General features: G+C 64.4%; 22 protein-coding genes. 14 read left to right on the forward strand and 8 right to left on the reverse strand.

Annotation, left to right across the window (positions count from 1 at the left end; translation table 11 throughout):
* Positions 1-29 precede the first annotated feature (29 nt).
* On the reverse strand, positions 30-374 hold the full coding sequence (fliE, locus tag F8197_RS09590) for a flagellar hook-basal body complex protein FliE (protein ID WP_026637454.1): 345 nt from the start codon (positions 372-374) through the stop codon (positions 30-32).
* Between the two features lie 248 nt (positions 375-622).
* On the opposite strand from fliE, the gene fliF reads away from it, so the two are divergent.
* From fliF to F8197_RS09660, 14 genes are all read left to right on the forward strand, one after another.
* Positions 623-2,362, forward strand: a complete 1,740-nt coding sequence (gene fliF, locus F8197_RS09595) for a flagellar basal-body MS-ring/collar protein FliF (RefSeq protein ID WP_019922824.1) — start codon at positions 623-625, stop codon at positions 2,360-2,362.
* A complete protein-coding gene (gene fliG, locus F8197_RS09600; protein ID WP_019922825.1) occupies positions 2,355-3,353 on the forward strand; it encodes a flagellar motor switch protein FliG in 999 nt (332 codons plus the stop codon). The genes fliF and fliG overlap by 8 nt, the downstream gene beginning before the upstream one ends.
* 7 nt (positions 3,354-3,360) lie before the next feature.
* Positions 3,361-4,128: a flagellar assembly protein FliH gene (locus tag F8197_RS09605; protein ID WP_193333383.1), complete on the forward strand. Its 768-nt coding sequence runs from the start codon at positions 3,361-3,363 to the stop codon at positions 4,126-4,128.
* A 1-nt stretch (position 4,129) separates the two neighbouring features.
* Entirely contained in the window at positions 4,130-5,707 is a 1,578-nt protein-coding gene (gene fliI, locus F8197_RS09610) for a flagellar protein export ATPase FliI (RefSeq protein ID WP_373996827.1), read from the forward strand.
* Between the two features lie 37 nt (positions 5,708-5,744).
* Entirely contained in the window at positions 5,745-6,185 is a 441-nt protein-coding gene (gene fliJ / locus F8197_RS09615) for a flagellar export protein FliJ (protein WP_019922828.1), read from the forward strand.
* Between the two features lie 26 nt (positions 6,186-6,211).
* Entirely contained in the window at positions 6,212-7,720 is a 1,509-nt protein-coding gene (locus F8197_RS09620) for a flagellar hook-length control protein FliK (protein WP_152881662.1), read from the forward strand.
* 187 nt (positions 7,721-7,907) lie between these two features.
* Positions 7,908-8,420 (forward strand): flagellar basal body-associated protein FliL, encoded by a 513-nt coding sequence (fliL, locus tag F8197_RS09625; protein ID WP_056140709.1) that lies wholly within the window; start codon positions 7,908-7,910, stop codon positions 8,418-8,420.
* A 34-nt stretch (positions 8,421-8,454) separates the two neighbouring features.
* Positions 8,455-9,435, forward strand: a complete 981-nt coding sequence (fliM, locus tag F8197_RS09630; protein WP_019922831.1) for a flagellar motor switch protein FliM — start codon at positions 8,455-8,457, stop codon at positions 9,433-9,435.
* Positions 9,436-9,495: 60 nt separating this feature from the next.
* The gene (gene fliN / locus F8197_RS09635; RefSeq protein WP_019922832.1) at positions 9,496-9,921 is read left to right on the forward strand and encodes a flagellar motor switch protein FliN; all 426 of its coding nucleotides are present in this window, start codon (positions 9,496-9,498) and stop codon (positions 9,919-9,921) included.
* A complete protein-coding gene (gene fliO, locus F8197_RS09640; protein ID WP_152881663.1) occupies positions 9,918-10,685 on the forward strand; it encodes a flagellar biosynthetic protein FliO in 768 nt (255 codons plus the stop codon). The genes fliN and fliO overlap by 4 nt, the downstream gene beginning before the upstream one ends.
* Positions 10,685-11,455, forward strand: a complete 771-nt coding sequence (gene fliP / locus F8197_RS09645) for a flagellar type III secretion system pore protein FliP (protein WP_056140713.1) — start codon at positions 10,685-10,687, stop codon at positions 11,453-11,455. Before fliO ends, fliP begins: the two co-directional genes overlap by 1 nt.
* Before the next feature lie 9 nt (positions 11,456-11,464).
* Positions 11,465-11,734, forward strand: a complete 270-nt coding sequence (fliQ, locus tag F8197_RS09650; protein ID WP_026637458.1) for a flagellar biosynthesis protein FliQ — start codon at positions 11,465-11,467, stop codon at positions 11,732-11,734.
* A gap of 26 nt (positions 11,735-11,760) precedes the next feature.
* Positions 11,761-12,654 (forward strand): flagellar biosynthetic protein FliR, encoded by an 894-nt coding sequence (fliR, locus tag F8197_RS09655; RefSeq protein ID WP_152881664.1) that lies wholly within the window; start codon positions 11,761-11,763, stop codon positions 12,652-12,654.
* Positions 12,655-12,722: 68 nt separating this feature from the next.
* Entirely contained in the window at positions 12,723-15,020 is a 2,298-nt protein-coding gene (locus F8197_RS09660) for a C1 family peptidase (RefSeq protein WP_152881665.1), read from the forward strand.
* Here the strand turns inward: F8197_RS09660 and flgL are convergent.
* The 7 genes from flgL to flgF form a co-directional block, all read right to left on the reverse strand.
* Complete coding sequence (flgL, locus tag F8197_RS09665) at positions 15,017-16,276, reverse strand: flagellar hook-associated protein FlgL (protein WP_082488675.1); 1,260 nt, start codon at positions 16,274-16,276, stop codon at positions 15,017-15,019. The genes F8197_RS09660 and flgL overlap by 4 nt on opposite strands.
* Positions 16,277-16,315: 39 nt before the next feature.
* Positions 16,316-18,271, reverse strand: coding sequence for a flagellar hook-associated protein FlgK (flgK, locus tag F8197_RS09670; protein WP_152881666.1), 1,956 nt, complete (start codon positions 18,269-18,271; stop codon positions 16,316-16,318).
* A gap of 67 nt (positions 18,272-18,338) precedes the next feature.
* Positions 18,339-19,313 (reverse strand): flagellar assembly peptidoglycan hydrolase FlgJ, encoded by a 975-nt coding sequence (flgJ, locus tag F8197_RS09675; protein ID WP_152881667.1) that lies wholly within the window; start codon positions 19,311-19,313, stop codon positions 18,339-18,341.
* Positions 19,314-19,334: 21 nt separating this feature from the next.
* The gene (locus F8197_RS09680) at positions 19,335-20,522 is read right to left on the reverse strand and encodes a flagellar basal body P-ring protein FlgI (protein ID WP_082488676.1); all 1,188 of its coding nucleotides are present in this window, start codon (positions 20,520-20,522) and stop codon (positions 19,335-19,337) included.
* Between the two features lie 8 nt (positions 20,523-20,530).
* Positions 20,531-21,190 (reverse strand): flagellar basal body L-ring protein FlgH, encoded by a 660-nt coding sequence (locus tag F8197_RS09685; RefSeq protein ID WP_056140726.1) that lies wholly within the window; start codon positions 21,188-21,190, stop codon positions 20,531-20,533.
* A 10-nt stretch (positions 21,191-21,200) separates the two neighbouring features.
* On the reverse strand, positions 21,201-21,983 hold the full coding sequence (gene flgG / locus F8197_RS09690) for a flagellar basal-body rod protein FlgG (protein WP_019922843.1): 783 nt from the start codon (positions 21,981-21,983) through the stop codon (positions 21,201-21,203).
* 81 nt (positions 21,984-22,064) lie between these two features.
* Positions 22,065-22,805: a flagellar basal-body rod protein FlgF gene (flgF, locus tag F8197_RS09695; protein WP_019922844.1), complete on the reverse strand. Its 741-nt coding sequence runs from the start codon at positions 22,803-22,805 to the stop codon at positions 22,065-22,067.
* Positions 22,806-22,809: the final 4 nt, after the last annotated feature.

Here is a 22,809-nt window from a genome sequence, read left to right on the forward strand (position 1 = left end):
ACAACGCCCCGGGCGCTTTAAAGCAGCCGCTATACTTGCATGTTCATGATGTCGTGGTATGCGGTAACGAGCTTATTGCGGACCTGAATCGCTGCCTGGAAGTTGATACTCGACTTCTGCATCGTGATCATCAAATCCGACAGGCTCACGCTGTCGTCGCCCATGGCGAAGCGCTTGCCCATCTCGCTCGACTTGACCTGGGCCGCGTTGACCGAGTCGAGCGCGGTTTTCAGCGCGTCCGAAAACTCGGCCTTCGGTGCGGCCACCGTTTCGGTCTGCACCACGGGCGGCGTCAGCTGCGGGCGCGTGGCGTGCGCCTTCAGCTGCGCGATCATCGACTGAATCTGGCTGCTATCGATTCCACCTGTTCTCATTTCCACTCCTGTTTATCTCGGTGTTGCTTTCACGAAACAAATTTCACGTTTTGTCCCGGTGCGGCGTTACAATAGGCATGCCGCTGTGGCAGAGGTTATTGCCTTTATTCAGAGCTGACAGATTACCAAGAGCCTGGCAAGCACTCTCGTCCGAGCAAGACCGGAAAGAGCGCTCTGTTCACGCGATTGAATTGCCGAGGGTCAAGCAATAATAGGCATCACTCCCACGTACCCGGAATTTAACGATCATGGCCGTAGCCGAACCACTCGACCCTACCAATGCGCCGCCTGCAGCCGACGACGGCGCCGAACGCCTGCCGTTCCTGCAAACGCCGATGGGCCGCAACGTGCTGCGCGGCGCAGCGGCGGCCGCGATCGTGGCGGTGCTGATCGGCCTGTACCTGTGGAACAAGGCGCCCGACTACGGCGTGCTGTTTTCCAACTACACCGACCGCGACGGCGGCGCCATCACGGCCGAGCTCGATAAACTGAACATCAAGCACAAGTTTTCCGAAAACGGCACGGCGATCCTGGTGCCGACCGAACAAGTCCACGATGCGCGCCTGAAACTCGCCGCACTGGGCTTGCCGAAAGGCGGCAACGTCGGCTTCGAGCTGATGGAAAATCAAAAACTGGGCGTATCGCAATTCCTCGAACAGGTGAATTACCAGCGCGCGCTCGAAGGCGAGCTGGCGCGCTCGATCCAGTCGCTGGCGGCCGTGGAAAACGCCCGCGTGCACCTGGCGCTGCCGAAACCGTCCGTGTTCGTGCGCGACCAGCAAAAGCCGACCGCGTCGGTGTTGCTGACCCTGCACCCGAACCGCATGCTCGACCCGCTGCAAACGGCCGCCATCGTCCACCTGGTGGCGTCGAGCGTGCCGGAACTGATGCCCGCCAACGTCACCGTGGTGGACCAGGCCGGCAACCTGATTTCGGACCAGAACAAGAAATCGGGCCTGAACGCCAAGAACATGGATGAAACGCAACTGAAGTATGTCAAGGACATGCAGACGCAGATCATCAAGCAGGTCGAATCGATCATCATCCCGATCGTCGGCGAAAACAATGTGCGCGCCGAAGCGACCGCCGACGTCGATTTCTCGCAGATCGAACAGGCCGCCGAAACCTACAAGCCGAACTCGCCGCCAGCCGCCTCGGCCATCCGCAGCCAGCAAAGCACGGAAACCAACGGCGGCGCCCCTGCCAACCCGGGCGGTATCCCGGGCGCGCTGTCGAACCAGCCGCCGGGCACGGCCACCGCGCCGCTCGACCAGATCGCCGGCGGCGCCGGCGCCGTGCCGCCCGCCCCCGGCACGCCGCCCGGCACCAACGCCAACACGGCCGCCTCGCCTACTCACAAGGAATCGACCACCAATTACGAAGTGGACAAGACCGTGCGCTACGAGTCGCGCGGCATGGGCGGCCTGCGCCGCCTGACGGTGGCGGTGGCAGTGAACTACAAGCGCATGGTCGATAAGGACGGCAAAGTCACGATCAAGGCCTATACTCCTGAAGAGATGGCCAAGATCAATGACCTGGTAAAACAGGCAATGGGTTACAACCAGGAGCGCGGCGATGCCGTGAGCGTGGCCAACTCGCCGTTCGATGGTGTCGATCGCCCGTTCGAGGCGCCGCTCGACTGGTGGCGCGATCCGGCCAATTTGCCGATGGCCAAGGACCTGGCCAAGTTCCTGATCACGGCCCTGATCCTGCTGTACATCGTGCTGCGCATCGTGCGCCCGATGATGCGGCCCGTGTTCAAGAAAATCGACGAGATCAATACGCCGGAGCCGGAGCCGGAAGTGCCGGAGGAAGTCATCGAGGAAGGCCCGGACGAGGCGCTCATTGCCGAAGAAGAATTGCGCAAGATGGAAGAAACCACCGTGCGCTCGTACCGCGAAAACCTCGCCATGGCGAAAAAACTGGCGGTCGAAGATCCCCGTATCGTTGCCAACATCATCAAGGAATGGATAGGCGCAAATGACTGAGAATACCGGACTGCAAAAAGCGGCGATCCTGATGCTGGCCATGGGCGAAAGCGAAGCGGCCGAAGTGATGAAATTCCTGGGGCCCCGCGAAGTGCTGAAACTCGGCGCCGCCATGGCCACCATGAAAAACGTGCCGCACGAAGAAGTGGTGGGCACGCTGGAAAACTTCCGCGACATGGTGGCGGCCGCGTCCACCGTGGGCCTCGATTCCGACGAGTACATCCGCCAGGTGCTGACCAAGGCGCTGGGCGACGACAAGGCATCGGTGCTGCTGTCGCGCATTTTGGGCGGCAAGGACGCGTCCGGTATCGAATCGCTGAAATGGATGGATTCGCAATCGGTAGCCGAGCTGATCCGCAACGAACACCCGCAGATCATTGCCACCATCCTGGTCCACCTCGAGCGCGACCAGGCCTGCGAAATCCTCAGCCACTTTACCGACCGCCTGCGCAACGACGCGGTGCTGCGCATCGCCACCCTGGACGGCGTGCAGCCGGCCGCGCTGCGCGAGCTGAATGACGTGCTGACCAAGCTGCTGTCCGGTAACGAAAACATCAAGAAATCGTCGCTGGGCGGCGTGCGCACAGCTGCCGAGATTCTCAACTTTATGAGCGGCGAGCAGGAAAGTTCGGTGATGGACAACATCAAGAACTACGACAACGACATGGCGCAGAAGATCATGGACGAGATGTTCGTGTTCGACAACGTGATCGATATCGACGACCGCGGCATCCAGCTGTTGCTGCGCGAGGTGCAGTCGGAAATGCTGATCATTGCGCTGAAAGGCGCCTCGCAGGAATTGCGCGAGAAGATATTCAAGAACATGTCGGCGCGCGCCAGCGAAATGATGCGCGAAGACCTCGAATCGAAAGGCCCGGTCCGGCTGTCGGAAGTGGAAAGCCAGCAGAAGCAGATATTGCAAATCGTGCGCCGCCTGGCCGACGAAGGACAGATCGTCCTCGGCGGCAAGGGCGAAGATTCATTCGTATAATTAATTCATGTCCACCATACCAAGAGAAAAGCAGACTGCATTCCAGCGCTGGGAAATGACGTCGTTCGGCGATGAACGCCCGAGCGTGGTCGCCGAGCGCGAGGCCGAACAGCGTGCGCACGCGGCCGAGCAAGCCCGTCACGACGCCGAGCAGCGCGTGTACGAACAAATCGAAGCGCAACAGGAACTGGCCGACATCGGCCCGCCCGTGCCGCCCCCCATCGTCTATCCCACCGTCGAGGAACTGGAAGCGATCCGCGAGGAAGCGCGCACCTCGGGCTACGAGGAAGGCCACGAAGCCGGCCACGCCGACGGCCACAAGGAAGCGCTGGAAGCCGGTAAAAAAGTCACCGACGAAGCGCTCGAACACGTGCGCGCGCTGGCCGACAGCTTTTCCACCGCGCTGCGCGAGGCCGATCAATTGATCGCCAACGACGTGCTGGAGCTGGCGCTGCAACTGGCCAAGGGCATGCTGAAAAGCGCCCTGCCCGCTAAGCCAGAACTGATCATCCCCATCGTCCGTGAAGCCATCGAATACCTGCCCGTGCTGCAACAGCCGGCGCTGCTGGTGCTGCACCCGGACGATGCCGAGGTCGTCAAAGCGGGCATTGGCGAGGAGCTGAGCAAGGGCGGCTGGCGCGTGGTAATCGACGCCAGCATCGGCCGTGGCGGCTGCAAGGTCGATACCGCCAGCAACCAGATCGACGCCACCGCCGCCGCCCGCTGGGAACGCCTGACCCACGCGCTGGGCAAGGACATCGGCTGGCTGGACTGACATGAGCGCCGACATTCCCACGCCCGATACCACCGACGCTGCGCAACATCCGGCCGAAGGCCTGATCCTGCCCCCTGACGAACTGCCAGCCGACTTGCAAACCCATCTGCAGCCAGGGCTCGAGCAATTGCTCGATGGCGACCAGGAAGATGACATTGCCCCGCCCGCTCCGCCGGCAGCGCCGCAGGCAAAAAATCCCCACGCCAGCCGCTGGCAAGCCTATCTCGGCGACTGCACCGCGCTGGTCAGTTTCGTGGAACCGATGCAGGTCTCGGGTCGCGTGACGCGCGTAGCCGGCCTGGTGATGGAAGCGGTGGGCCTGCGCCTGGCCGTGGGCGCCGCCTGCACCGTGCCGCTGCCGTCGGGCGGCAAGATCGAGGCGGAAGTGGTCGGTTTCGAAGGCGACAAATTATTCCTGATGCCGCAAAGCGATGTCGAAGGCGTGGTGCCAGGCACCCGGGTGTTCCCGGTGGAGCCGGCGATTCCGCGTCCCGGCACCGTCAATCACCCGCGCCGCCGTCCCAGCGACCGCGCCCGCCACCTGCCGGTCGGTCCGGAATTGCTGGGCCGGGTGCTGGACGCGGCCGGCCGCCCACTCGACGGCCTGGGTCCGCTCAACGCGTCCGACAGCGCGCCGATCAATACCCGCCCCGCCAACCCGCTCGGCCGCGCGCCGATTGTCGATACGCTCGACGTGGGCGTGCGCTCGATCAACGCCATGCTGACCGTGGGGCGTGGCCAGCGCATGGGCCTGTTTGCAGGTTCCGGCGTCGGCAAATCCGTGCTGCTGGGCATGATGGCGCGCTACACCGAGGCCGACATCATCGTCGTCGGGCTGATCGGTGAACGCGGTCGCGAAGTAAAAGAGTTCATCGAGCAGATCCTCGGCGCGGAAGGCCTGGCCCGTTCGGTCGTGGTGGCTGCCCCGGCCGACACGCCGCCGCTGATGCGCCTGCAAGGCGCGGCGTATTCCACCGCGATCGCCGAGCACTTCCGCGACAAGGGCATGAACGTGTTGTTGATCATGGATTCGCTGACCCGCTACGCCATGGCACAACGCGAAATCGCGCTGGCCATCGGCGAGCCGCCCGCCACCAAGGGCTATCCGCCGTCGGTGTTTGCCAAGCTGCCGGTGCTGGTGGAACGGGCCGGCAATGGCGAACTGGGCGGCGGCTCGATCACGGCGTTCTACACCGTGCTGACCGAGGGCGACGACCAGCAGGATCCGATTGCCGACTCGGCCCGGGCCATCCTGGACGGCCACATCGTGCTCAACCGCCGCCTGGCCGAAGCTGGCCACTATCCCGCCATCGACATCGAGCAATCGATCAGCCGCGCCATGCATTCGATCACGCCGCACGAGCACCAGCAGCGCGCGCGCCGGCTGAAACAGTTGTTTTCACGATACGAACGCAGCCGTGACCTGATCAGCGTGGGGGCGTATGCTTCGGGTACCGACCCGGTGCTGGACCAGGCCATCGTGCTGCACGACAAGATCGAGCAATTCCTGCAACAGCAGATCACCGAAAGGGTGACCATGGACGAGAGCTTGGGGCAACTTACCACGCTGTTCAACTGATTGACGGCTCCGGCCGAGACCTATAATCGGAGTCATTATGGCTTCCAAAGCACAACTCGAAACCCTGATCGACCTGGCCCGCCGCGAAACCGACGATGCCGCCAAGCGCCTGGGCGCCTCGCTCAAAGCGGTGGACGAGGCGCGGCAAAAGCACGAGATGCTGGTCGGCTACCGCGAGGAATACGTCAACCGCTTCCAGGAAGCGCAGGCCGCCGGCATCACGCCCATGGCTTACCGCAACTTCCAGGCCTTCATGGACAAGCTCGACGTAGCCGTCAAGGGCCAGCATGACGCGATCACGCGCGCCGAACAGCGCAGCAACCAGGAAAAGCTGGCCTGGCAGACGGCCGAGCGCAAGCGCGTCTCGTACTCGACCCTGAACGAGCGCGCCGATGCTGCCGCGCTCAAGCTGGAAAACAAGCGCGACCAGAAGCAGATGGATGAACACGCAGCACGCCAGGCGTTCTACAAGCGCTGATTTCTCACAATACCACCCGGTCCACCATGCAAAACGCCCCACTTCCGTCGGTCAATGCCAGCAAGGCGGCCAACCTGCCCAAGGTCAACCCCAATCCGGGCGTCGGCAGCAGCAACGATGCTTTCAAGCAGGCCCTGTCGCAACAGCTCGAACAGCGCCAGATCATGAAAAATGCCGAGACCCGGACTGCCGAGCGCCAGGCGACCGCCAAGCCGGCCCGGCAAGAGCAGTCGATCGACCACGGCGCGCCGTCCAAGTCGGTCGAGCATGCCACCCGGGCCGCCAACGCCGACCAGAAAGATGCCCCGAAATCCGCCAACAATGACGCCAACAATGACGTCAATGAGCGCGCCGCCAGCGATGCCGAGGCCGCGCACGCGGCCGATCCGGTGGCCGACATGCTGGCCCTGGTGGCAGCCTTCAACCAGCGCACCGATGCCAGTGCGGCCAGTGCCGACGCCGACGTTGCCCTGGCGGGTGCTGGTGGCGCGGCGGCAAGCGCCGTCGATGCCGCCACCCTGGCGGCACTGACCGCTGCCGAAGCCAGCACCGACACTGCCGAACAGTTGCCCGACACCGAATTCCAGGCTGCACTGGGCCGCGCCGCCGACACCTTGCCCGCTGCCAGCAGCGCCGACGCCGAAGCCCCGCTCACCGCCGGCAGCGCCGACGCCGAAACCCTGCCCGCTGCCAGCAGCGCCGACACCGACACCCCGCCCGCTGCCGGCAGCGCCGACGCCGCCAGTACCCCGATCCCGCCGCGTGCAGAACTGGCCGGCGACGCCGCGCCGGCCAAGCATGCCCAAGGCACCTCCAGGCCAGCAGTCGAAGCGAAGACCGATGCGTCCGCCGACCCGGCCACTGCTAGCGCCACCCCGCACGCGCCAGGCACCGAACTCCCACCAAAAGTCGAGGCCGGCAGCTTCGGCCAGCAATTGGCCACCGCCGGCGCACGCGCCGACGCCCATGCCGAAGCGGACGCAGCACTGGCGGCCAAGGATGCCGCATCAGCCACCCCGGCCACGCTGGCAGCGGCAAGCGCGGCCCCTGGCGCCAATGCACCGGAGTTGTCCAGGGTAGCCACACCGGCCACCACGCTGTATAGCCGCGTGGGCACGCCCGCCTGGGACCAGCAACTGGGCCAGAAAGTGATCTTCATGGCCGCCGGCGGCGAACAGAGCGCCACCATGGAACTCAATCCGCCCGACCTGGGGCCGCTGCAGGTGGTCCTGAGCGTGAACAAGGATCAAGCCACCGCTGCCTTCACCTCGGCCGCGCCGGAAGTACGCCAGGCGCTGGAAGCGGCCCTGCCCAGGCTGCGCGAGATGATGGGCGAAGCCGGTATCACACTAGGCAATGCCACCGTCTCGTCAGGCGCCGGGCAGCAGGCTGCCGACCAGCGCGCCGGTAACAGCGACGGCAATCGCGGTGGCAGTGGCCGGGGCGGCGTGGCCGGCGACGATGATGGCGCCGAGGTGGCGCGCACCGTCACCACCCGGCGCTTGCCGAGCGGCGCGGTCGATACCTTCGCCTGAACCCCGGTCCGGCGGTCCGGCAGTCCGCCATGACCGGTTTTGTTGCATGTTCCGCCATGGAAACACCGAGCAGGTGGGCGTTCGTCCCTCTTTTCGGTCGATCTTGCTGCGCAGGCACAACCGATAATGACATAATGGCGGAACCGATTTAACACCCAGGGGCAATTTTTTGAAAGCGAACCCAAAAATGAAGGCTGATCAGAAAGTGGATGCGCCGGCAGGCGGCGGCAGCAAGAAGCTGATCATCATCATCGTGGCGGTGTTGCTGGTGCTGGGCGCCGGCGGCGGTGGCGCAGCGTGGTATTTCATGCACAGCAGTGGCGATGCGCACGAGGAAGAAGCGCCGTCCAAGAAAAAGAAGAAGGAAAAGAAAGCCGGTCCACCGGAATATTTGCCGGTCGATCCGTTCACGGTCAACCTGCAACCGGGCGAAGACGGCGCCGAGCAATACCTGCAACTGGCGTTCACGCTGGAAGTGGGCAGTGCCGAGGAAAAGGAAAACCTCAAGGTCAACATGGCCAAGGTACGCAGCCGGGTGCTCTTGCTGCTGTCGAGCAAACGCGCGGCCGACATCAACACGCCCGAGGGCAAGATGCAGCTGGCCAAGGAAATCGTCGAGCAAACCAGCGAGCCGCTGGAGCAGCGCGGCGACAAGCAGGACGTTGTCGATGTGTTGTTTACCGCGTTCATCATTCAGTAAGTAGTGTCACCACAGCGAAGCAGGCAGTCACACCATGGCCGATAATTTTCTCTCCCAGGAAGAAGTCGATGCCCTTCTGAAGGGCGTCAACGGCGACCAGGACGATGCCCAGGCGCAGGAAGATGTCGCGGGCGTCCGCACGTACAACCTGGCCACCCAGGAACGCATCGTCCGGGGCCGCATGCCGACCCTGGAGATTATCAACGAGCGCTTCGCGCGCCTGTTGCGCGTGGGCCTGTTCAACTTCCTGCGCCGCAGCGCCGAAGTGTCGGTGGGCTCGGTGCGGGTGTCCAAGTACAGCGAATTCATCCGCAACCTGGTGGTCCCCACCAACCTCAACCTGATACACATCAAGCCGCTGCGCGGCACGGCCCTGATGGTGTTCGATCCGGGCCTGGTGTTCTTGCTGGTGGACAACCTGTTCGGCGGCGACGGCCGCTTCCACACACGCGTGGAAGGCCGCGACTTTACCCAGACCGAGCAGCGCATCATCCTGCGCATCCTCGACATCGTGTTCGAGGCTTACACCAAGTCGTGGGAACCGGTGTACCCGGTAGAGTTCGAATACATCCGGTCCGAGATGAACACCCAGTTCGCCAACATCGCCACCCCGAACGAGGTGGTGGTGGCATCGACCTTCACGGTGGAGCTCGGGTCCGTATCGGGCCAGATTCACTTCTGCATGCCGTACTCGATGATCGAGCCGATCCGCGATTCGCTGACCTCGAGCCTGCAGGGCGAGGCACTGGAAGTCGATAAGCGCTGGATCCGCCTGATGACGCAGCAAATCCAGATCGCCGAAGTGGAACTGGTGGCCTCGCTGGGCACGGCCAAGGTCAACTTCGACGAAATCCTGAACATGCGCGTGGGCGACATCATCCCGCTGCAAATACCGGAATTCATTTCCGCCACCGTGGACGGCGTGCCGGTCATGGATTGCAGCTATGGCGTGATGAACGGCCAGTACGCGCTCAAGGTGGAAAAACTGCTGGCCAATACCGATCACTTCAAATAACACACCATGCCGGCGCCCTGGCCCCTGGCCGCGCCGGTAACCGCTACACAGGAGAGCAACATGTCGGACAATCAAGACGACCAAATGGATGATCCATGGGGCGCGGCCATCGCCGAGCAGGCCGAGGCGGAAGCCGCGGCACTGGCGGCACAGCAGGCGCAACAGGCAGCCAGCGCGGCCGTCTTCAAGGATTTTTCTGGCACGCCCAGCAAGACCGAAACCCATAACGATATCGACTTCATCCTCGACATCCCGGTCCAGCTGACGGTCGAACTGGGCCGCACCAAGATCGCCATCAAGAACCTGCTGCAACTGGCGCAGGGTTCGGTGGTGGAACTCGACGGCATGGCCGGCGAGCCGATGGACGTGCTGGTCAACGGCTGCCTGATCGCCCAAGGCGAGGTGGTGGTGGTGAACGACAAGTTCGGTATCCGCCTGACCGACATCATCACGCCTTCCGAACGCATCCGAAAACTCAATAAATGAAGCAGACCTCCGTCTCGCCACTGGCATCCCTGATCTCGACAGCAACCCTGGCGGCACTGGTCGCCACGGCAGCCCTGGCCGGCGCACCGGCGCTGGCCCAGCAAGCGGCGCCCGCCACGACCAAACCGCCACCGGCGACTGCGCCAGCGGCACCAGCCATTACAACAGCCGCACCGGCCAACACACCAGCAACGGCCCCGGCCGCTACGCCAGCAGCAGCAACGTCCCCAGCCGCGACACAGGCAGCACCGGCCAGCACGGCGGCCACCACCCCGGGCAACGACACGGCTGCCGCACCGGCTGCCGATGCCGCCACCGCGCCTGTCACTGCAGCCAACGACACCACCACCGCCCCCAATCCGGCCCGCGCGCCGCTGGGCGTGCCGGCCGCGCCGTATTCCAACGCTGCTACCGGCGGCGGCCTGATGCAGACCACTTTTGCGCTGGCCTTCGTCATCGCCCTGCTGCTGGGCGGCGCCTGGGTGCTCAAGCGCTTCGGCCCGCGCAGCTTTGGCGGCGGCAACAACACGGTCAAGCTGGTGGGCGCGCTCAGCGTGGGCGCGCGCGAACGCATCATCGTGGTGGAAGTGGGCGAACAATGGATCGTGGTCGGCGCCTCGCCCGGCCGCATGAACGCGCTGGCCACCATGGCGCGCCAGGAAGCGCCGGAAGTCGCCCCCGGTAGCCAGCCGATGGCGGCGCCAGCCAATTTCGCCGACTGGATCAAGCACACCATCGATAAACGCAACAACAGCAAGCAATGATGCACTCCAAGCACAGCCGTAATCGCAACATCATCACCGGGCTGCTCGTGGGCGGCGCGCTGGCGCTGCCGCTGCTGGCCGCCGCGCAATCGAGCGTGGGCATTCCAGCCCTGAACGCCACCCCGGCGCCGGGCGGCGGCACCAACTACACGCTGCCGCTGCAGACCATGCTGTTGATGACGGCGCTGAGCTTCATCCCGGCCGCGCTGCTGTTGATGACCTGCTTTACCCGCATCATCATCGTGCTGTCGCTGCTGCGCCAGGCACTGGGCACGCAATCGGCGCCGCCGAACCAGGTAATGGTGGGGTTGGCGCTGTTCCTGACCCTGTTCGTCATGGGCCCGACCTTCGACAAGATTTACAACGAAGCTTACCTGCCGCTGCAAGAAAGCAAGATCAACATGAGCGAGGCGCTCGACAAGGGCGCCGCGCCATTGAAGGCGTTCATGCTCAAGCAGACGCGCCAGGCCGACCTGGCGCTGTTTGCCAAGCTGTCGCGCACACCGGCCATGCAGGGACCGGAAGACGTGCCGCTGCGCATCCTGGTACCGGCGTTTGTGACCAGTGAACTCAAGACCGCGTTCCAGATCGGCTTTGCCATCTTCATCCCGTTCCTGATCATCGACATGGTGGTAGCGTCGGTGCTGATGGCGATGGGGATGATGATGATGTCGCCGGCCGTGATTTCGCTGCCGTTCAAGCTGATGCTGTTCGTGCTGGTCGATGGCTGGCAATTGCTGCTCGGCTCGCTGGCCCAGAGCTTTTACTAGGGGAACGCGATGACACCGGAAAGCGTGATGACCCTGGGCCGCCATGCCATGGAAGTGACCCTGATGATTGCCGCGCCGATGCTGCTGGTGGCGCTGGTAATCGGCCTGATCGTCAGTATTTTCCAGGCCGCTACCCAGATCAATGAATCGACCCTCTCTTTCATTCCGAAGCTGGTCGGCGTGTTCGTGGCGCTGGTGGTAGCCGGGCCGTGGATGTTGTCGATCATGCTCGACTATATGCGCGAAGTATTCGGCGGCATTCCCAACCTGGTCGGCTAGCTTTTTGGCACACGCTTGACCACTCCATGATCACCCTTTCCAGCACCGACCTCAACATGTGGATCGCCGGGCTGCTGTGGCCGCTCACGCGCATCCTCGGCATGATCGCGGCCGCGCCCATCTTCGGCAACAGCGCGGTGCCGGCGCGCGTCAAGGTCATGCTGGGCGTGCTGCTGGCGATGATCATCGCCCCCACCGTGCCGGCCGCCCCGGCCGTGGAACCGCTGTCGTGGGCCGGCCTGTTGATCCTGGTGCAGGAAATGCTGGTGGGCGTGGCGATCGGTTTTACCATCCGCGTGATCTTCGCAGCAGTGGAGATGGCCGGCGAGATTTCCAGCCTGACCATGGGCCTGGGCTTTGCCACGTTTTTCGATCCCAACACGCGCGGGCGCTCGTCGGCGATCAGCCAGTTCCTGTCGCTGGTGGCCACCTTGGCCTTCCTGTCGGTGAACGCCCACCTGGTGCTGCTGTCGGTGCTGGTGGAAAGTTTTTCCACCTTGCCGATCTCGGCCACGCCGATCTATAGCGGCGGTTTTAAACAGATGGCCGACTGGGGCGGGACCGTGTTCAGTACCGGCGTGCAACTGTCGATGCCGATCGTGACGGCGCTGCTGCTCACCAACGTCGCGCTGGGCATCCTGACGCGCGCCGCGCCCGCCTTGAACCTGTTCGGTATCGGCTTTCCGATCACGCTCGGCGTCGGCCTGCTGGTGGTGGCGATGACCCTGCCCTACCTGGTCATGCCAATGCAAAACCTGTTCTTGAACGGCATCGAACACGCCCGCCTGATGCCGCGCACCTGGCACGAACGGGTGCCGCCGGTAGTGCCGGTACCGCCAGCGCCGGTAATGCCAGGGCCGCAAATACCGGCCCCGGCCAACCCGGCGGCGCCTACCGCGCCAGCACCTGCGCTTCGATAGGAGTAACCCGGTTGTCCCGGGCCCGCTTCTTTCGTAGACTGGCTGCACATCCACTAGCAGCCACGAGCATGCCCACCCGCCTTCTCCAGTTCGACGGCCAGACCGTGCGCCTCGACGCCCGCGCCGACCGCCTCGATCGGCGCGACCGTCCCTACGCGCCGCCGCTGGCCGCGCTGCCGCCGCGCTGGCCCGAAGACGCGCGGCTGCGCCGCCTGCTGCCGGCCTACGTCAGGCAGGGATTGGTGCTCGATCAGAGCGCGCACGGAGAACATGGCGCATGTACCGGCTACGGCCTGGCCGCCGTGGTCAACTTCCTGCTGTGGCAGCGCGACGGTGCGCACGCTGCACCGGTCAGCCCGCACATGCTGTACGACCTGGCGCGCTTCTACGACGAATGGCCGGGCGAGGAATACGAAGGGTCGAGCTGCCGGGGCGCCATCAAGGGCTGGAGCAAGCACGGCAGTTGCCTGGCGCCGCTGTGGCAAGCCAGCGTCCACGCCGATCCGCACGCCGCTGTCGGCTACCGCCCTGATCCGCGCTGGGCCGCCGACGCCGCCACCCGCCCGCTCGGCGTGTATTACCGGGTGGACCGCGACGCCATCACCGACATGCAGGCCGCCTTGCACGCGATCGGCGCGCTGTATGTGTCGGCCAGCGTGCACGCGGGGTGGCTCGCGGTTGCGGCCGGCAGCGGGCTGGCGCAAGGCCACGATGGTCTGCCGGTGATCGGCTATGACGGCATGGCGGCCGACGCCGGCAGCCACGCGTTTGCCATCGTCGGCTACAACGAGCACGGCTTCGTGGTGCAAAATTCCTGGGGCAAAGACTGGGGCGCAAGCGGCTTTGCCGTGCTGCGTTACGACGACTGGCGCAACAACGGCCTCGACTGCTGGGTGGCGGCGCTGGGGGTGCCGCAGATGATGGCCGCATCCGGTACCCAGGCAGTCTCCGCTCCCGGCGCCCCGCCCGGCGCGGCGCTGGCTAACGTCGCCACGAGCGCCGGCGACGTCAGGCACGCCGGTCGTAACCGGGCCGTCGCTGGCGCCAGGAGCGTCGATGGCACCGGGGCCGCCGGCGACTCAACAAAAGTCGGGGATGTCGAGGGTGCCGGTCGAGTCGGCGTTGCCACGGCCGCCGCCAAGTCGCGACGCATCGGCATTTCGCTGGCTGCTGCCGATCCTCCCGTGCTGGCCAATCCTGCACTCGCTGGCGCCCGGACGTGGTCCACCGATACCGCTTACGCTCACACGCTGGTGAGCGGCAATAACGGCGTGCTGCGCAGCAGCCGGCCCGACATCGGCCGCGCGGCCGACCTGGTGGCGGTGGCGGTAGGCGAACGCCTGGGGGCCTGGCTACGCAGCGGTAGCGGAGCCAACGGCAGTGGCAGCGGCGGCCGCAAGAAAGTGGTGATTTACGCCCATGGCGGCCTCAACACGGAGTCGGCGTCGCTGCGCCGCATCCGTGTGATGGGACCGTACTTTGCCGCCAACGGCATTTACCCGCTGTTCTACACCTGGCGCACGGGCGTACTGGAAACCTTGGGTGGCCTGCTGTACGACGCCGTCGGCGACGTGGCGGCGCCAGCCCTGGCCGGCCGCACCTTCAGCGATGCCAAGGACGGCCTGCTGGAAACCGTGGCCCACCAGGTCCGGTGGGCGTGGCGCGAAATGCAGGACAATGCAGCGCGCGCCGCGCAGGACGGCGGCGCGCTGGCCTTGCTCGCTGCTGCACTGGTGCGGTTGTGGCAAGAGCACCCGGCGCTCGAAATCCACCTGGCCGGCCATTCCGCAGGCGCCTTCGTGCACGGCCACCTGCTCGAACTGTGTCGCGCGGCCAGGCTGCCGGTGGCGTCGGTCACGCTGTACGCGCCAGCCTGTTCGCTGGCGTTCGCCCGGCGCTGTTTTGTGGCGGCGGTGACGGCCGGCGTGGTGCCGCGCGACCGCTTCTGGCTGCACCTGCTGTCCGATGCGGCCGAGCGCGACGATACGGTGGGACCTTACGGAAAATCCTTGTTATACCTGGTGGCGCGCGGTTTCGAGGAGGTACGCAAGACGCCGCTGGCCGGCTTGCAACGGACGGTCGATGCGACCGCGCTGCAACCGGACGACGACCTGTGGCGCGCGGCCGACTGGCCGCAGGTGCGTGCCTGGCGCGCCTGGGTGGCAGCGCTGCCGCCCCAGGCCGACGGCGTGCCGGCCTGCGAGGTCACCGGCATGCGCATGCCGGTTTCGTTGCAGCGCGCGGTCAAACCGGCCCACAACGCTTTCGATAACGATATCGTGATACTGACCCGCACCATCAACCGTGTGCTGGGACGGTCGCCGGGCACGGCACTTGATGCGCCCGTAACCGATCTGGATTATTAGATGTAATTGAACAGTGACAGTCCCGACAAGGATTTGAACGATTTCTGCGCCGCGTCGAGGTTGGTCGATTGCTGGGTGAACATCGAGATCGCCGCCACGTAATCGACATCCTGCAACTCCGACAGCACGGTCGCGTATTGCAGCTTGAGGTCGTCGCCGGCGCTATCGAGCGAATCGAGTTCTTTCAACCGCGAGCCGACCGCCGCCTGCACCGACAGGATGTTATCGGCAGTGTTGTCGATGCTGTTCTGCGCCTGGTTCAGCGCATTGCTCAGGCTAGCCTGGCCGGCAGCGCCGGAACCGGGTGCGCGCAAGGCCTTGATCATGTCGTCGATGGCGCTGAACACCGATTTCTTGGTCGAAGGCTCCACCGAGAACTGGTCGCCGTCGGCCGGTGCGCCCTTGATGTCGAAGGTCATGCCGTCGAACGCAATCGCCTGGCCGCTCACGTACGGCACCGGCACCGCCGGCACCGGCGTTGCTGGCACCGGCTGGTTCAGGGTCAGGTCGGTGATGGTGTAGGTGGTGGACGCCGGCGTGCCGGGCACGGCTGGCGTGACCTGGAAATCGATCTGGTACTTGTTGCCGGTGAGCTTGGTGGCATCGGCCACCGAGCCGGGACCGATGATGCCGGTGCCGCCGCGACCGTAGTTGTCCGCCGACGCGCCGGTGGCGAAACGGCCGTTGCCGGTCATATTGTTCTCGAACACCGAGGAACCGGAATCGCTGATCGCCACCTTGCGGGTGGACGCCACCTGCAACTCGCGCTGGCCCTGGTCGCCGTTGTACACCACGCCGTTGGCGGTGGGCGTGAACGGCTGGGTCGTCGATTTATAGCCGGAAAACACGTAGCCGCCCACGCCATCGGACGTGTTGGCCTGGCCCAGCAAGTCGGCCATGCGGCCTTCGAGCTCGACCGCCAGCGATTCGCGGTCGGCCTGCGACAAACTGCCGGCGCCGGCCTTGACTGCCAGCGTCTTGATTTCGGTCATCAGGTTGGTGGAGCTTTGCAGGGCCACGGTTTCCAGCGATAACAAGCCCTTGGCATTGCTGCGGTTGGTGACCATCTGTTCGTTGATACCGGCCGATTGCGTCACCTCGAGCGCGCGCGCGCTGGCGATCGGATCGTCGGCGGCGGTGAGGTTCTTGCGGCCGGTCGAAAGCTGTTGCTGGGTACGGGCCAGCGACGACTGCAGCGTGCTGATCTGGCCAACGCCGACGTCGTAAATGGTTTTGGTACTGATGCGCATGACCATGGGGCTACCTCGTCAAATAATCTGCTACGGGAACGAACATCAACGGCCGAGGCTGAGCAAGGTGTCGAACAATGTGCTGGCGATCTGCATGACCTTGCCTGCTGCCTGGTAGGCCTGCTGGTAACGCAGCAGGTTGGCCGCCTCCTCGTCGAGGTTCACGCCCGACACGCTCTGGTGCGCCTTGGTCGCTTGCACCACGGCGGCGTCGGCCGCGTTCATGCCGATCTGCGCTTCGCGCGCCTTGTTACCGACCACGTTGACCACCTGGGCGTAGGCGCCCTGGAACGTCGCGGTGCCGCCGTTCATGACATTCTTGGCCTGCAGGCCGGCCAGCAAGGCGCCGTTGCGGCTGTCGCCCACGCCGCTGGTGTTGGGGCCGATGGTGAAGGTATCGGTATCGCCGGGCGTGCCCGTGATATTGAAACTGACGCCGCCAAAACTGATGGCTGCGCCATCGGTAAACGGTACGGCGGTGCCAGCCGGATACGTGGTGCTGTTGCCGTTGGCCGTGACCGTGACATCCTGGCCGGCCGGGAAGCCGGTCAGCGTGCCGGCCGCCTTGTCGAAGGTCAGCGTGACCGGTGCGGTCAAGGCATTGCCCGGTGTCAGGTAGTTCTGATCCACCGTACCGGCCGAGATCTTGGCGGTGCCGGTGTTGGCGATCGGCGCGGCCGTGGTGATCGGCGCGGCCAGGGCGATCTTGGCCGGGTCCTTGATCGCCACCGTCAAGTCCTTGGCCGCGCTGTAGGTCGGGCGCACCAGGAAGTTGTCGTTTTGCGCCGGGGTGCCGGTGATGCTGTAGGCCACGCCGTCGATCACCTGCGGTTCGGTCTGCGGGAACGGATTGATTTGCGTGACCTGGCCATCGGTCAGGCGCTTGACGTTGAAATTGGTGCCGTCGAAATCGACGCTGTAATCGCTGGCGGTCAGCTTGCCGGCATCGACCACCGTGCCCTTCACCTCGGCCGTGCTTTGCGGCGCATTGTTGGTGTTGGGATTGACGTAAGCCTGGATCGCGTTGAAGAAGGTGCCGCCGGCCACGCTGTTCTGGTCCTGGCCCAGTTCGTGCTGAGCATTGAAACTGGTGGCCAGCGACGCCGCCACCTGGCCCAGCTGATTCTGCGCGCCGTTGAGCGCGGTATTGCGGAACTCCAGCAAGCCACCCAGTTGGCCGCCGTTGAGCACCTTGTCGGGCAACGGCGTGAATTTGCCGTTCGCGGTCTGGTAGCCGACCGTCATCTTGGACGGATCGTTGGCCATTTGCGACGTGCCCAGGGTGAACGCGTTATTGCCCACGACCAAAGGCTGGCCGGTGCCCATTTGCACGGTCAGCATATTGTTGTCGCCAGGCACAACGGTAGTCTTGACCAGCTTGTTCAACTCGGTGATCAGCTGGTCGCGGTGGTCGAGCAGGTCGTTGGGGGCATCGCCGCCCGAGCTGAGGCCGGCGATGGTGTTATTGAGGTCGGCGATCTGGCGCGCAAACGAGTTGATCTCGCCCACGTTGGAGACGATCTGGCTGTTGACGCCATCGGAAATCTCGTCCAGGCGCGCGCTCATCCCCTGGAAACGCGCGGCCAGCGATTCGGACGTGGACAACATCGATTGCCGCGCCGCAGCCGAGGCCGGATTGGCAGTGGCATTCTGCACACCGTTGAAGAAATCCTGCATCACCGGCGACAGGCCGGCGGTGGGGTCGGCCAGCAGGTTGTCGATCTGCGAAATCTGCTTGTAATAGGTTTCCAGCGACGCCTGGTTGGTCTCGGCGCCGCGCAGCTGGTTGGCCAGGAAATTGTCGTAGTAACGGCGGACGGTGGACACTTCGGTACCGGTGCCGACGAAACCCGCACCGCTGTTTTGCGAAGGCGTGTCGGTCTGCACCACGCCCTGGCGGGAGTAGCCCGGGACGTTCGCGTTGGTAATGTTGTTGCCGGTCGTGGACAATCCGACCTGGGCCGCCAACAAACCACTTCTGCCGATGCTCAGTAGACTCATGATGGTTTCACTTTATGTTGTTATGGTTTACGGCTCTGTAGCCATAAACTTGAGCGACCGCTTTTAGCTAGCCCGCCAGAGAGCGTTTTATGATGCTAGTCAATTTATTAGCGTATTGGGGGTCGGTGGCATATCCCGCCTTCTGCAGCCCCTGGGCAAACGCGCTGGCGTCGCCGGCGCTGGCCAGTACTTTTTCGTAGCGCGGATTGCTGGTGATCAGGCGCGCATAGTCCTTGAAGCTGTCCGCATAGCTGTCGTAGGCGCGGAAGCGTTCCACCTTGGTCTGGGCCTTGCCGTTGACGTACTCGGTCGTGGTCGCCTCGACCACCTTGCCTTTCCAGTCAGCCGTAGCCTTGATGCCGAACAGGTTGTTGCTGTTGGTGCCATCGCGGCCCTTGATTTCGCGTTTGCCCCAGCCGCTCTCGAGCGCGGCCTGGCCCAGCATGAACTTGGCCGGGATGCCGGTGGCGGCGCTGGCCTCGTCGGCGTGCGCCGACAGTTTTTCCTGGAAGCTCACCACGTGCGGCGCCTGCGAACCGCGCCGCGCCGGTGCGGCGGTCTTGGCCTCGGCAGTGGCTTCGGCCTTGGCCGTAGCGTTGCCGCCGGCAGCGGCGATGGCTTTTTGCAGCCTGGCGTCCATCAGGCTGGCCATGCCGGCAAAGCTGCCGGCGTTGGCGCCGTCGGTGGGGTCGCCAGCGCCGCCCACGGCCAGCGCCTGCTTGTCGTTCTGGCCCAGCTGGCGTACCAGCATGTCGGCCAGGCCGATGCCCTTCTTGGCGATGCTCTGGGCGGTTTGCTGGTCCTGCATGCCGGTAAACATCTTGGTCTGGTCGCTATTGGTGAGACTGTCCTGCGGCGACGCCTCGCGCATGGTCTTCAACATCATGTTGACGAACATCGCTTCGAATTGGGTGGCGGCGCCCTTGAGCGCTTCGGGCGTGCCGGCCCGCGCACCCTGGCGCAAGCTGCCCATGTCCTTGACATCGAGCGCGAATTTTCGGGAGAGGTCGTTACCGACGTTGGAGGTGTTTTGGCTGGCCATGGCGATAGTCCCGCAATCTGCTTAAATGATTTCCAGTTCGGCGCGCAGCGATCCTGCGGCCTTCATGGCTTGCAGGATCGACAGCAAGTCCTGCGGTGTGGCGCCGATGGCGTTGAGGGCCTTGACGACCTCGGCCAGCGAAGCGCCGCCCTTGACCATCATGACCTTGCCACCGTCTTTTTTGATGGCCACGTTTTGATTCTGGGTGACCACGGTGGAACCGCCCGAGAGCGGATTAGGCTGGCTCACCTGCGGATCGGACGAGACCGATACTGACATATTGCCGTGCGAAATGGCGCACGTCTCCAGCGTTACCGCGCGGTTCATCACCACCGAGCCGGTGCGCGCATTCATGATCACCTTGGCCGGCTGTTCGGCCGGGTTGACATTCATATCCTGCAAGGTGCCGATGAAGGTCACGCGCTGGTCGCTGCTGCTGGGCGCCTGCACTCGGATCACGCGGCCATCGAGCGCGTAGGCAATGCCGGCGCCGTATTTGTCGTTGATGGCGTCCACCACGCGGCTTGCAGTAGCGAAGTCGGCGGTGTTGAGTTCCAGGCGGATCATGTTGCCCTCGCCCAGGCTGGAAGCGACGGCACGCTCCACCGTGGCGCCGGCAGAAATCTTGCCCACGCTCAAGTGATTGATGACCAGCGAATTGCCGCCACCGCCACCACCGGCCTGCACCCCGACGCCGCCCACCAGCACATTGCCTTGCGCCATGGCATAGACCTGGCCATCGGCGCCTTTCAACGGCGTCATCAACAAGGTGCCGCCGCGCAAGCTCTTGGCGTTACCCATCGACGAGACGGTGATGTCGAGCGTCTGGCCCGGCTGCGAAAACGGCGGCAGCGACGACGTGACCATCACGGCCGCGACGTTTTTCAGTTGCAACTGGGTGCCCTGCGGCAGGTTCACGCCCAGTTGCTGCAGCATCGACACCACGCTTTGCACGGTGAACGGGGTTTGCGTGGTCTGGTCGCCGCTGCCATCGAGACCTACCACGATGCCGTAACCGATCAGCTGATTGTGGCGCACGCCGGCAATGCTGGCCAGGTCGCGCAGGCGCTCGGCCTGGGCCGGTGGCGCCATCAGCAGCGACAGCACCACGGTGCCGACGATGATGCCCACCACCACCGCTGCGCGCTTGCAGGCGGCGACAGCACGCTCGGCGCTGTGGGCTTTCGGGATCGATGGAAAATGTTTCATGATCGGCCTCAGAACGGCAAGATGCTCTGGAAGAAGCGCGACACCATCGACGCCACTTCCGCCTTGTCCACCTGGCTGCTGGTGCGGTACTCGACGCGAGCATCGGCCACGGCGGTGGACGACACGGTATTGCCAGTGACAATATTGTCGGGATTGACCATGCCGGAGAAGCGGATGAATTCCACGCCCTTGTTCATCGCCACCTGCTTTTCGCCGGCCACGATCAGATTGCCGTTCGGCAGAACTTCCACCACGGTGATGCCCATGGTACCGGTGAAGGCGTTGCTGGCGGTCTGGTTGTCGGCACCGGAAAAGCTGTTTTCGTTGTTGATCGCCAGCGGGTTGCCGAACGTGCCCTGCAACGGTTTCGGCAGGCCGATGCTGACCGCGCTGGTCTTGTTGGCAGAATTGGTCCCGGCCTTGTTGGCGGTGGTGCGTTCGGTGATGACCAGGGTCAGCACATCGCCCACCTGGCGCGCGCGGCGGTCCTCGAAGATCGGCCGGAAATTGCCGCCCTGGTAGATGGCGCCGCTGGTCGGCTTGACCTGCATCTGCTCGGTCGTCAGCGGGCGCGCGGTGCGCGGCGAATCGACGATCGACGTGGGCGTGACATTGGCGCAGCCGGCCAGCATGGCGGCGACAGCAAGGACGAGGGAGGCGAGTTTCATGGCGTATTCCTTACAGCTGCGACAAGCGGGCCAGCATCTGGTCCGACGTGGTGATGGCCTTGGAATTGATCTCGTAGGCGCGCTGGCTCTGGATCATGTTGACCATTTCCTCGACCACGTTGACGTTCGACGATTCCACGTAGCCTTGCAGGATGGCGCCGAGGCCGTTGGTGCCCGGCGTATTGGTTTGCGGTGCGCCCGACGCGCCGGTCTCAACGTACAGGTTTTCACCCTTCGATTCGAGCCCGGTCGGATTGATGAAAGTGGACAGTTGCAGCGCACCCAGCTGCTGCGGCGCCACCGTGCCCGGCACCAGGGCCGAGACCGTGCCGTCGCGGCCGACGGTGATGTTTTGTGCTTCGATCGGGATGGTGATCGGCGGTTGCAGCACGAAGCCGCTGGAGGTGACCATCTGGCCGTTGTTATCGCGCTGGAACGAGCCGTCGCGGGTGTAGGCGGTGGTACCGTCTGGCAGCAGCACGTTGAAGAAGCCGGCGCCGTTGACCATGATGTCCTTGTCGTTGCCGGTCGCCTGCGGATTGCCCTGGGTGTGGATGCGTTCGATCGCGACGGGACGCACACCGGTACCTTGCTGCATGCCCGATGGCAGGTTGGTCTGTTGCGACGACTGGCCGCCGGGCTGGCGGATGTTCTGGTACAGCAGGTCCTCGAAGACCGCGCGCGATTTCTTGAAGCCGGTGGTGCTGACGTTGGCCAGGTTGTGCGAGGTGACGTCGAGCTGCGTCTGCTGCGCCTCCATGCCGGTCTTGGCGATCCAAAGTGAACGTATCATGATCCTTCTCCCGTAGCTTGGATGGGCGTTCGCCACAGCGGCAAACGCTCATCCCACAACAGCATTATGCGGGAGTCGGGGTCAACCCAAAGCGAGGATCTGGGTGGCTTTTGCGGCGTTATTCTCGGCGTTCTTCAGCAAGCTCATTTGCATGTCGAACTGCCTTGCCAGGCTGATCATGTTGACCATGGAATCGACCGGGTTGACGTTGCTGCCCTCGATTACGCCATCGACAATGCGCACGGCCGGGTCGTTCTGCGCCGGCGTGCCGTCGGCCTGGCGGAACAGGCCGTCGTCGCCGCGCAGCAGGCCGGCGGTCGGCGGATTGACCAGTTTTAAACGGCCGAGCACGTTCGACGGGCCCGGCTGGAATTCGTTGGACACCGTGCTGACCGTGCCGTCGCTGGCAATCGTGATGGTGGTGTCGGGCGGCACCGCGATGGGGCCGCCGTCGCCGATCAAGGTCTGGCCGCTGGTGGTTTGCAGCAAGCCGTTTTCGTTCACGCGGAGGCTGCCGTTGCGGGTATATGCCTCCGAACCGTCGGCCGACTGTACCGCCAGCCAGCCCTGCTCGCGGATGGCGATATCGAGCGCGCGACCGGTGGTTTGCATCGGTCCGGCCGTGAAGTTGGAGCCCACCGTGGAATCGACCACGAAGGCGCGCGTGGGCAGGCCGTCCGACATGACCGGCACCGCCCGGAAGGAATCGAGCTGGGCGCGAAAACCGTTGGTGGTGGCGTTGGCCAGGTTGTTCGACACGGTGGCTTGCTGCTCCATCACGTGCCGCGCACCGGTCATCGCGGTATAGATCAGACGGTCCATGGCT

The organism is Duganella sp. FT27W, from assembly GCF_009295655.1.
In the GTDB taxonomy this organism is placed as follows: Bacteria; Pseudomonadota; Gammaproteobacteria; order Burkholderiales; family Burkholderiaceae_D; genus Rugamonas; species Rugamonas zoogloeoides.

Bases quoted from the DNA above. Each gene is read 5' to 3' on its own strand.
- flgF (WP_019922844.1), bottom strand. From the start codon at position 22,805: ATGGACCGTCTGATCTATACCGCGATGACCGGTGCGCGGCACGTGATG.
- fliN (WP_019922832.1), top strand. From the start codon at position 9,496: ATGTCGGACAATCAAGACGACCAAATGGATGATCCATGGGGCGCGGCC.
- fliQ (WP_026637458.1), top strand. From the start codon at position 11,465: ATGACACCGGAAAGCGTGATGACCCTGGGCCGCCATGCCATGGAAGTG.
- F8197_RS09605 (WP_193333383.1), top strand. From the start codon at position 3,361: ATGTCCACCATACCAAGAGAAAAGCAGACTGCATTCCAGCGCTGGGAA.
- fliR (WP_152881664.1), top strand. From the start codon at position 11,761: ATGATCACCCTTTCCAGCACCGACCTCAACATGTGGATCGCCGGGCTG.
- F8197_RS09660 (WP_152881665.1), top strand. From the start codon at position 12,723: ATGCCCACCCGCCTTCTCCAGTTCGACGGCCAGACCGTGCGCCTCGAC.
- fliE (WP_026637454.1), bottom strand. From the start codon at position 374: ATGAGAACAGGTGGAATCGATAGCAGCCAGATTCAGTCGATGATCGCG.
- flgK (WP_152881666.1), bottom strand. From the start codon at position 18,271: ATGAGTCTACTGAGCATCGGCAGAAGTGGTTTGTTGGCGGCCCAGGTC.
- F8197_RS09685 (WP_056140726.1), bottom strand. From the start codon at position 21,190: ATGAAACTCGCCTCCCTCGTCCTTGCTGTCGCCGCCATGCTGGCCGGC.
- flgJ (WP_152881667.1), bottom strand. From the start codon at position 19,313: ATGGCCAGCCAAAACACCTCCAACGTCGGTAACGACCTCTCCCGAAAA.
- F8197_RS09680 (WP_082488676.1), bottom strand. From the start codon at position 20,522: ATGAAACATTTTCCATCGATCCCGAAAGCCCACAGCGCCGAGCGTGCT.
- fliL (WP_056140709.1), top strand. From the start codon at position 7,908: ATGAAGGCTGATCAGAAAGTGGATGCGCCGGCAGGCGGCGGCAGCAAG.
- fliM (WP_019922831.1), top strand. From the start codon at position 8,455: ATGGCCGATAATTTTCTCTCCCAGGAAGAAGTCGATGCCCTTCTGAAG.
- flgL (WP_082488675.1), bottom strand. From the start codon at position 16,276: ATGGTCATGCGCATCAGTACCAAAACCATTTACGACGTCGGCGTTGGC.
- fliF (WP_019922824.1), top strand. From the start codon at position 623: ATGGCCGTAGCCGAACCACTCGACCCTACCAATGCGCCGCCTGCAGCC.
- fliJ (WP_019922828.1), top strand. From the start codon at position 5,745: ATGGCTTCCAAAGCACAACTCGAAACCCTGATCGACCTGGCCCGCCGC.
- flgG (WP_019922843.1), bottom strand. From the start codon at position 21,983: ATGATACGTTCACTTTGGATCGCCAAGACCGGCATGGAGGCGCAGCAG.
- fliO (WP_152881663.1), top strand. From the start codon at position 9,918: ATGAAGCAGACCTCCGTCTCGCCACTGGCATCCCTGATCTCGACAGCA.
- fliP (WP_056140713.1), top strand. From the start codon at position 10,685: ATGCACTCCAAGCACAGCCGTAATCGCAACATCATCACCGGGCTGCTC.
- fliG (WP_019922825.1), top strand. From the start codon at position 2,355: ATGACTGAGAATACCGGACTGCAAAAAGCGGCGATCCTGATGCTGGCC.
- fliI (WP_373996827.1), top strand. From the start codon at position 4,130: ATGAGCGCCGACATTCCCACGCCCGATACCACCGACGCTGCGCAACAT.
- F8197_RS09620 (WP_152881662.1), top strand. From the start codon at position 6,212: ATGCAAAACGCCCCACTTCCGTCGGTCAATGCCAGCAAGGCGGCCAAC.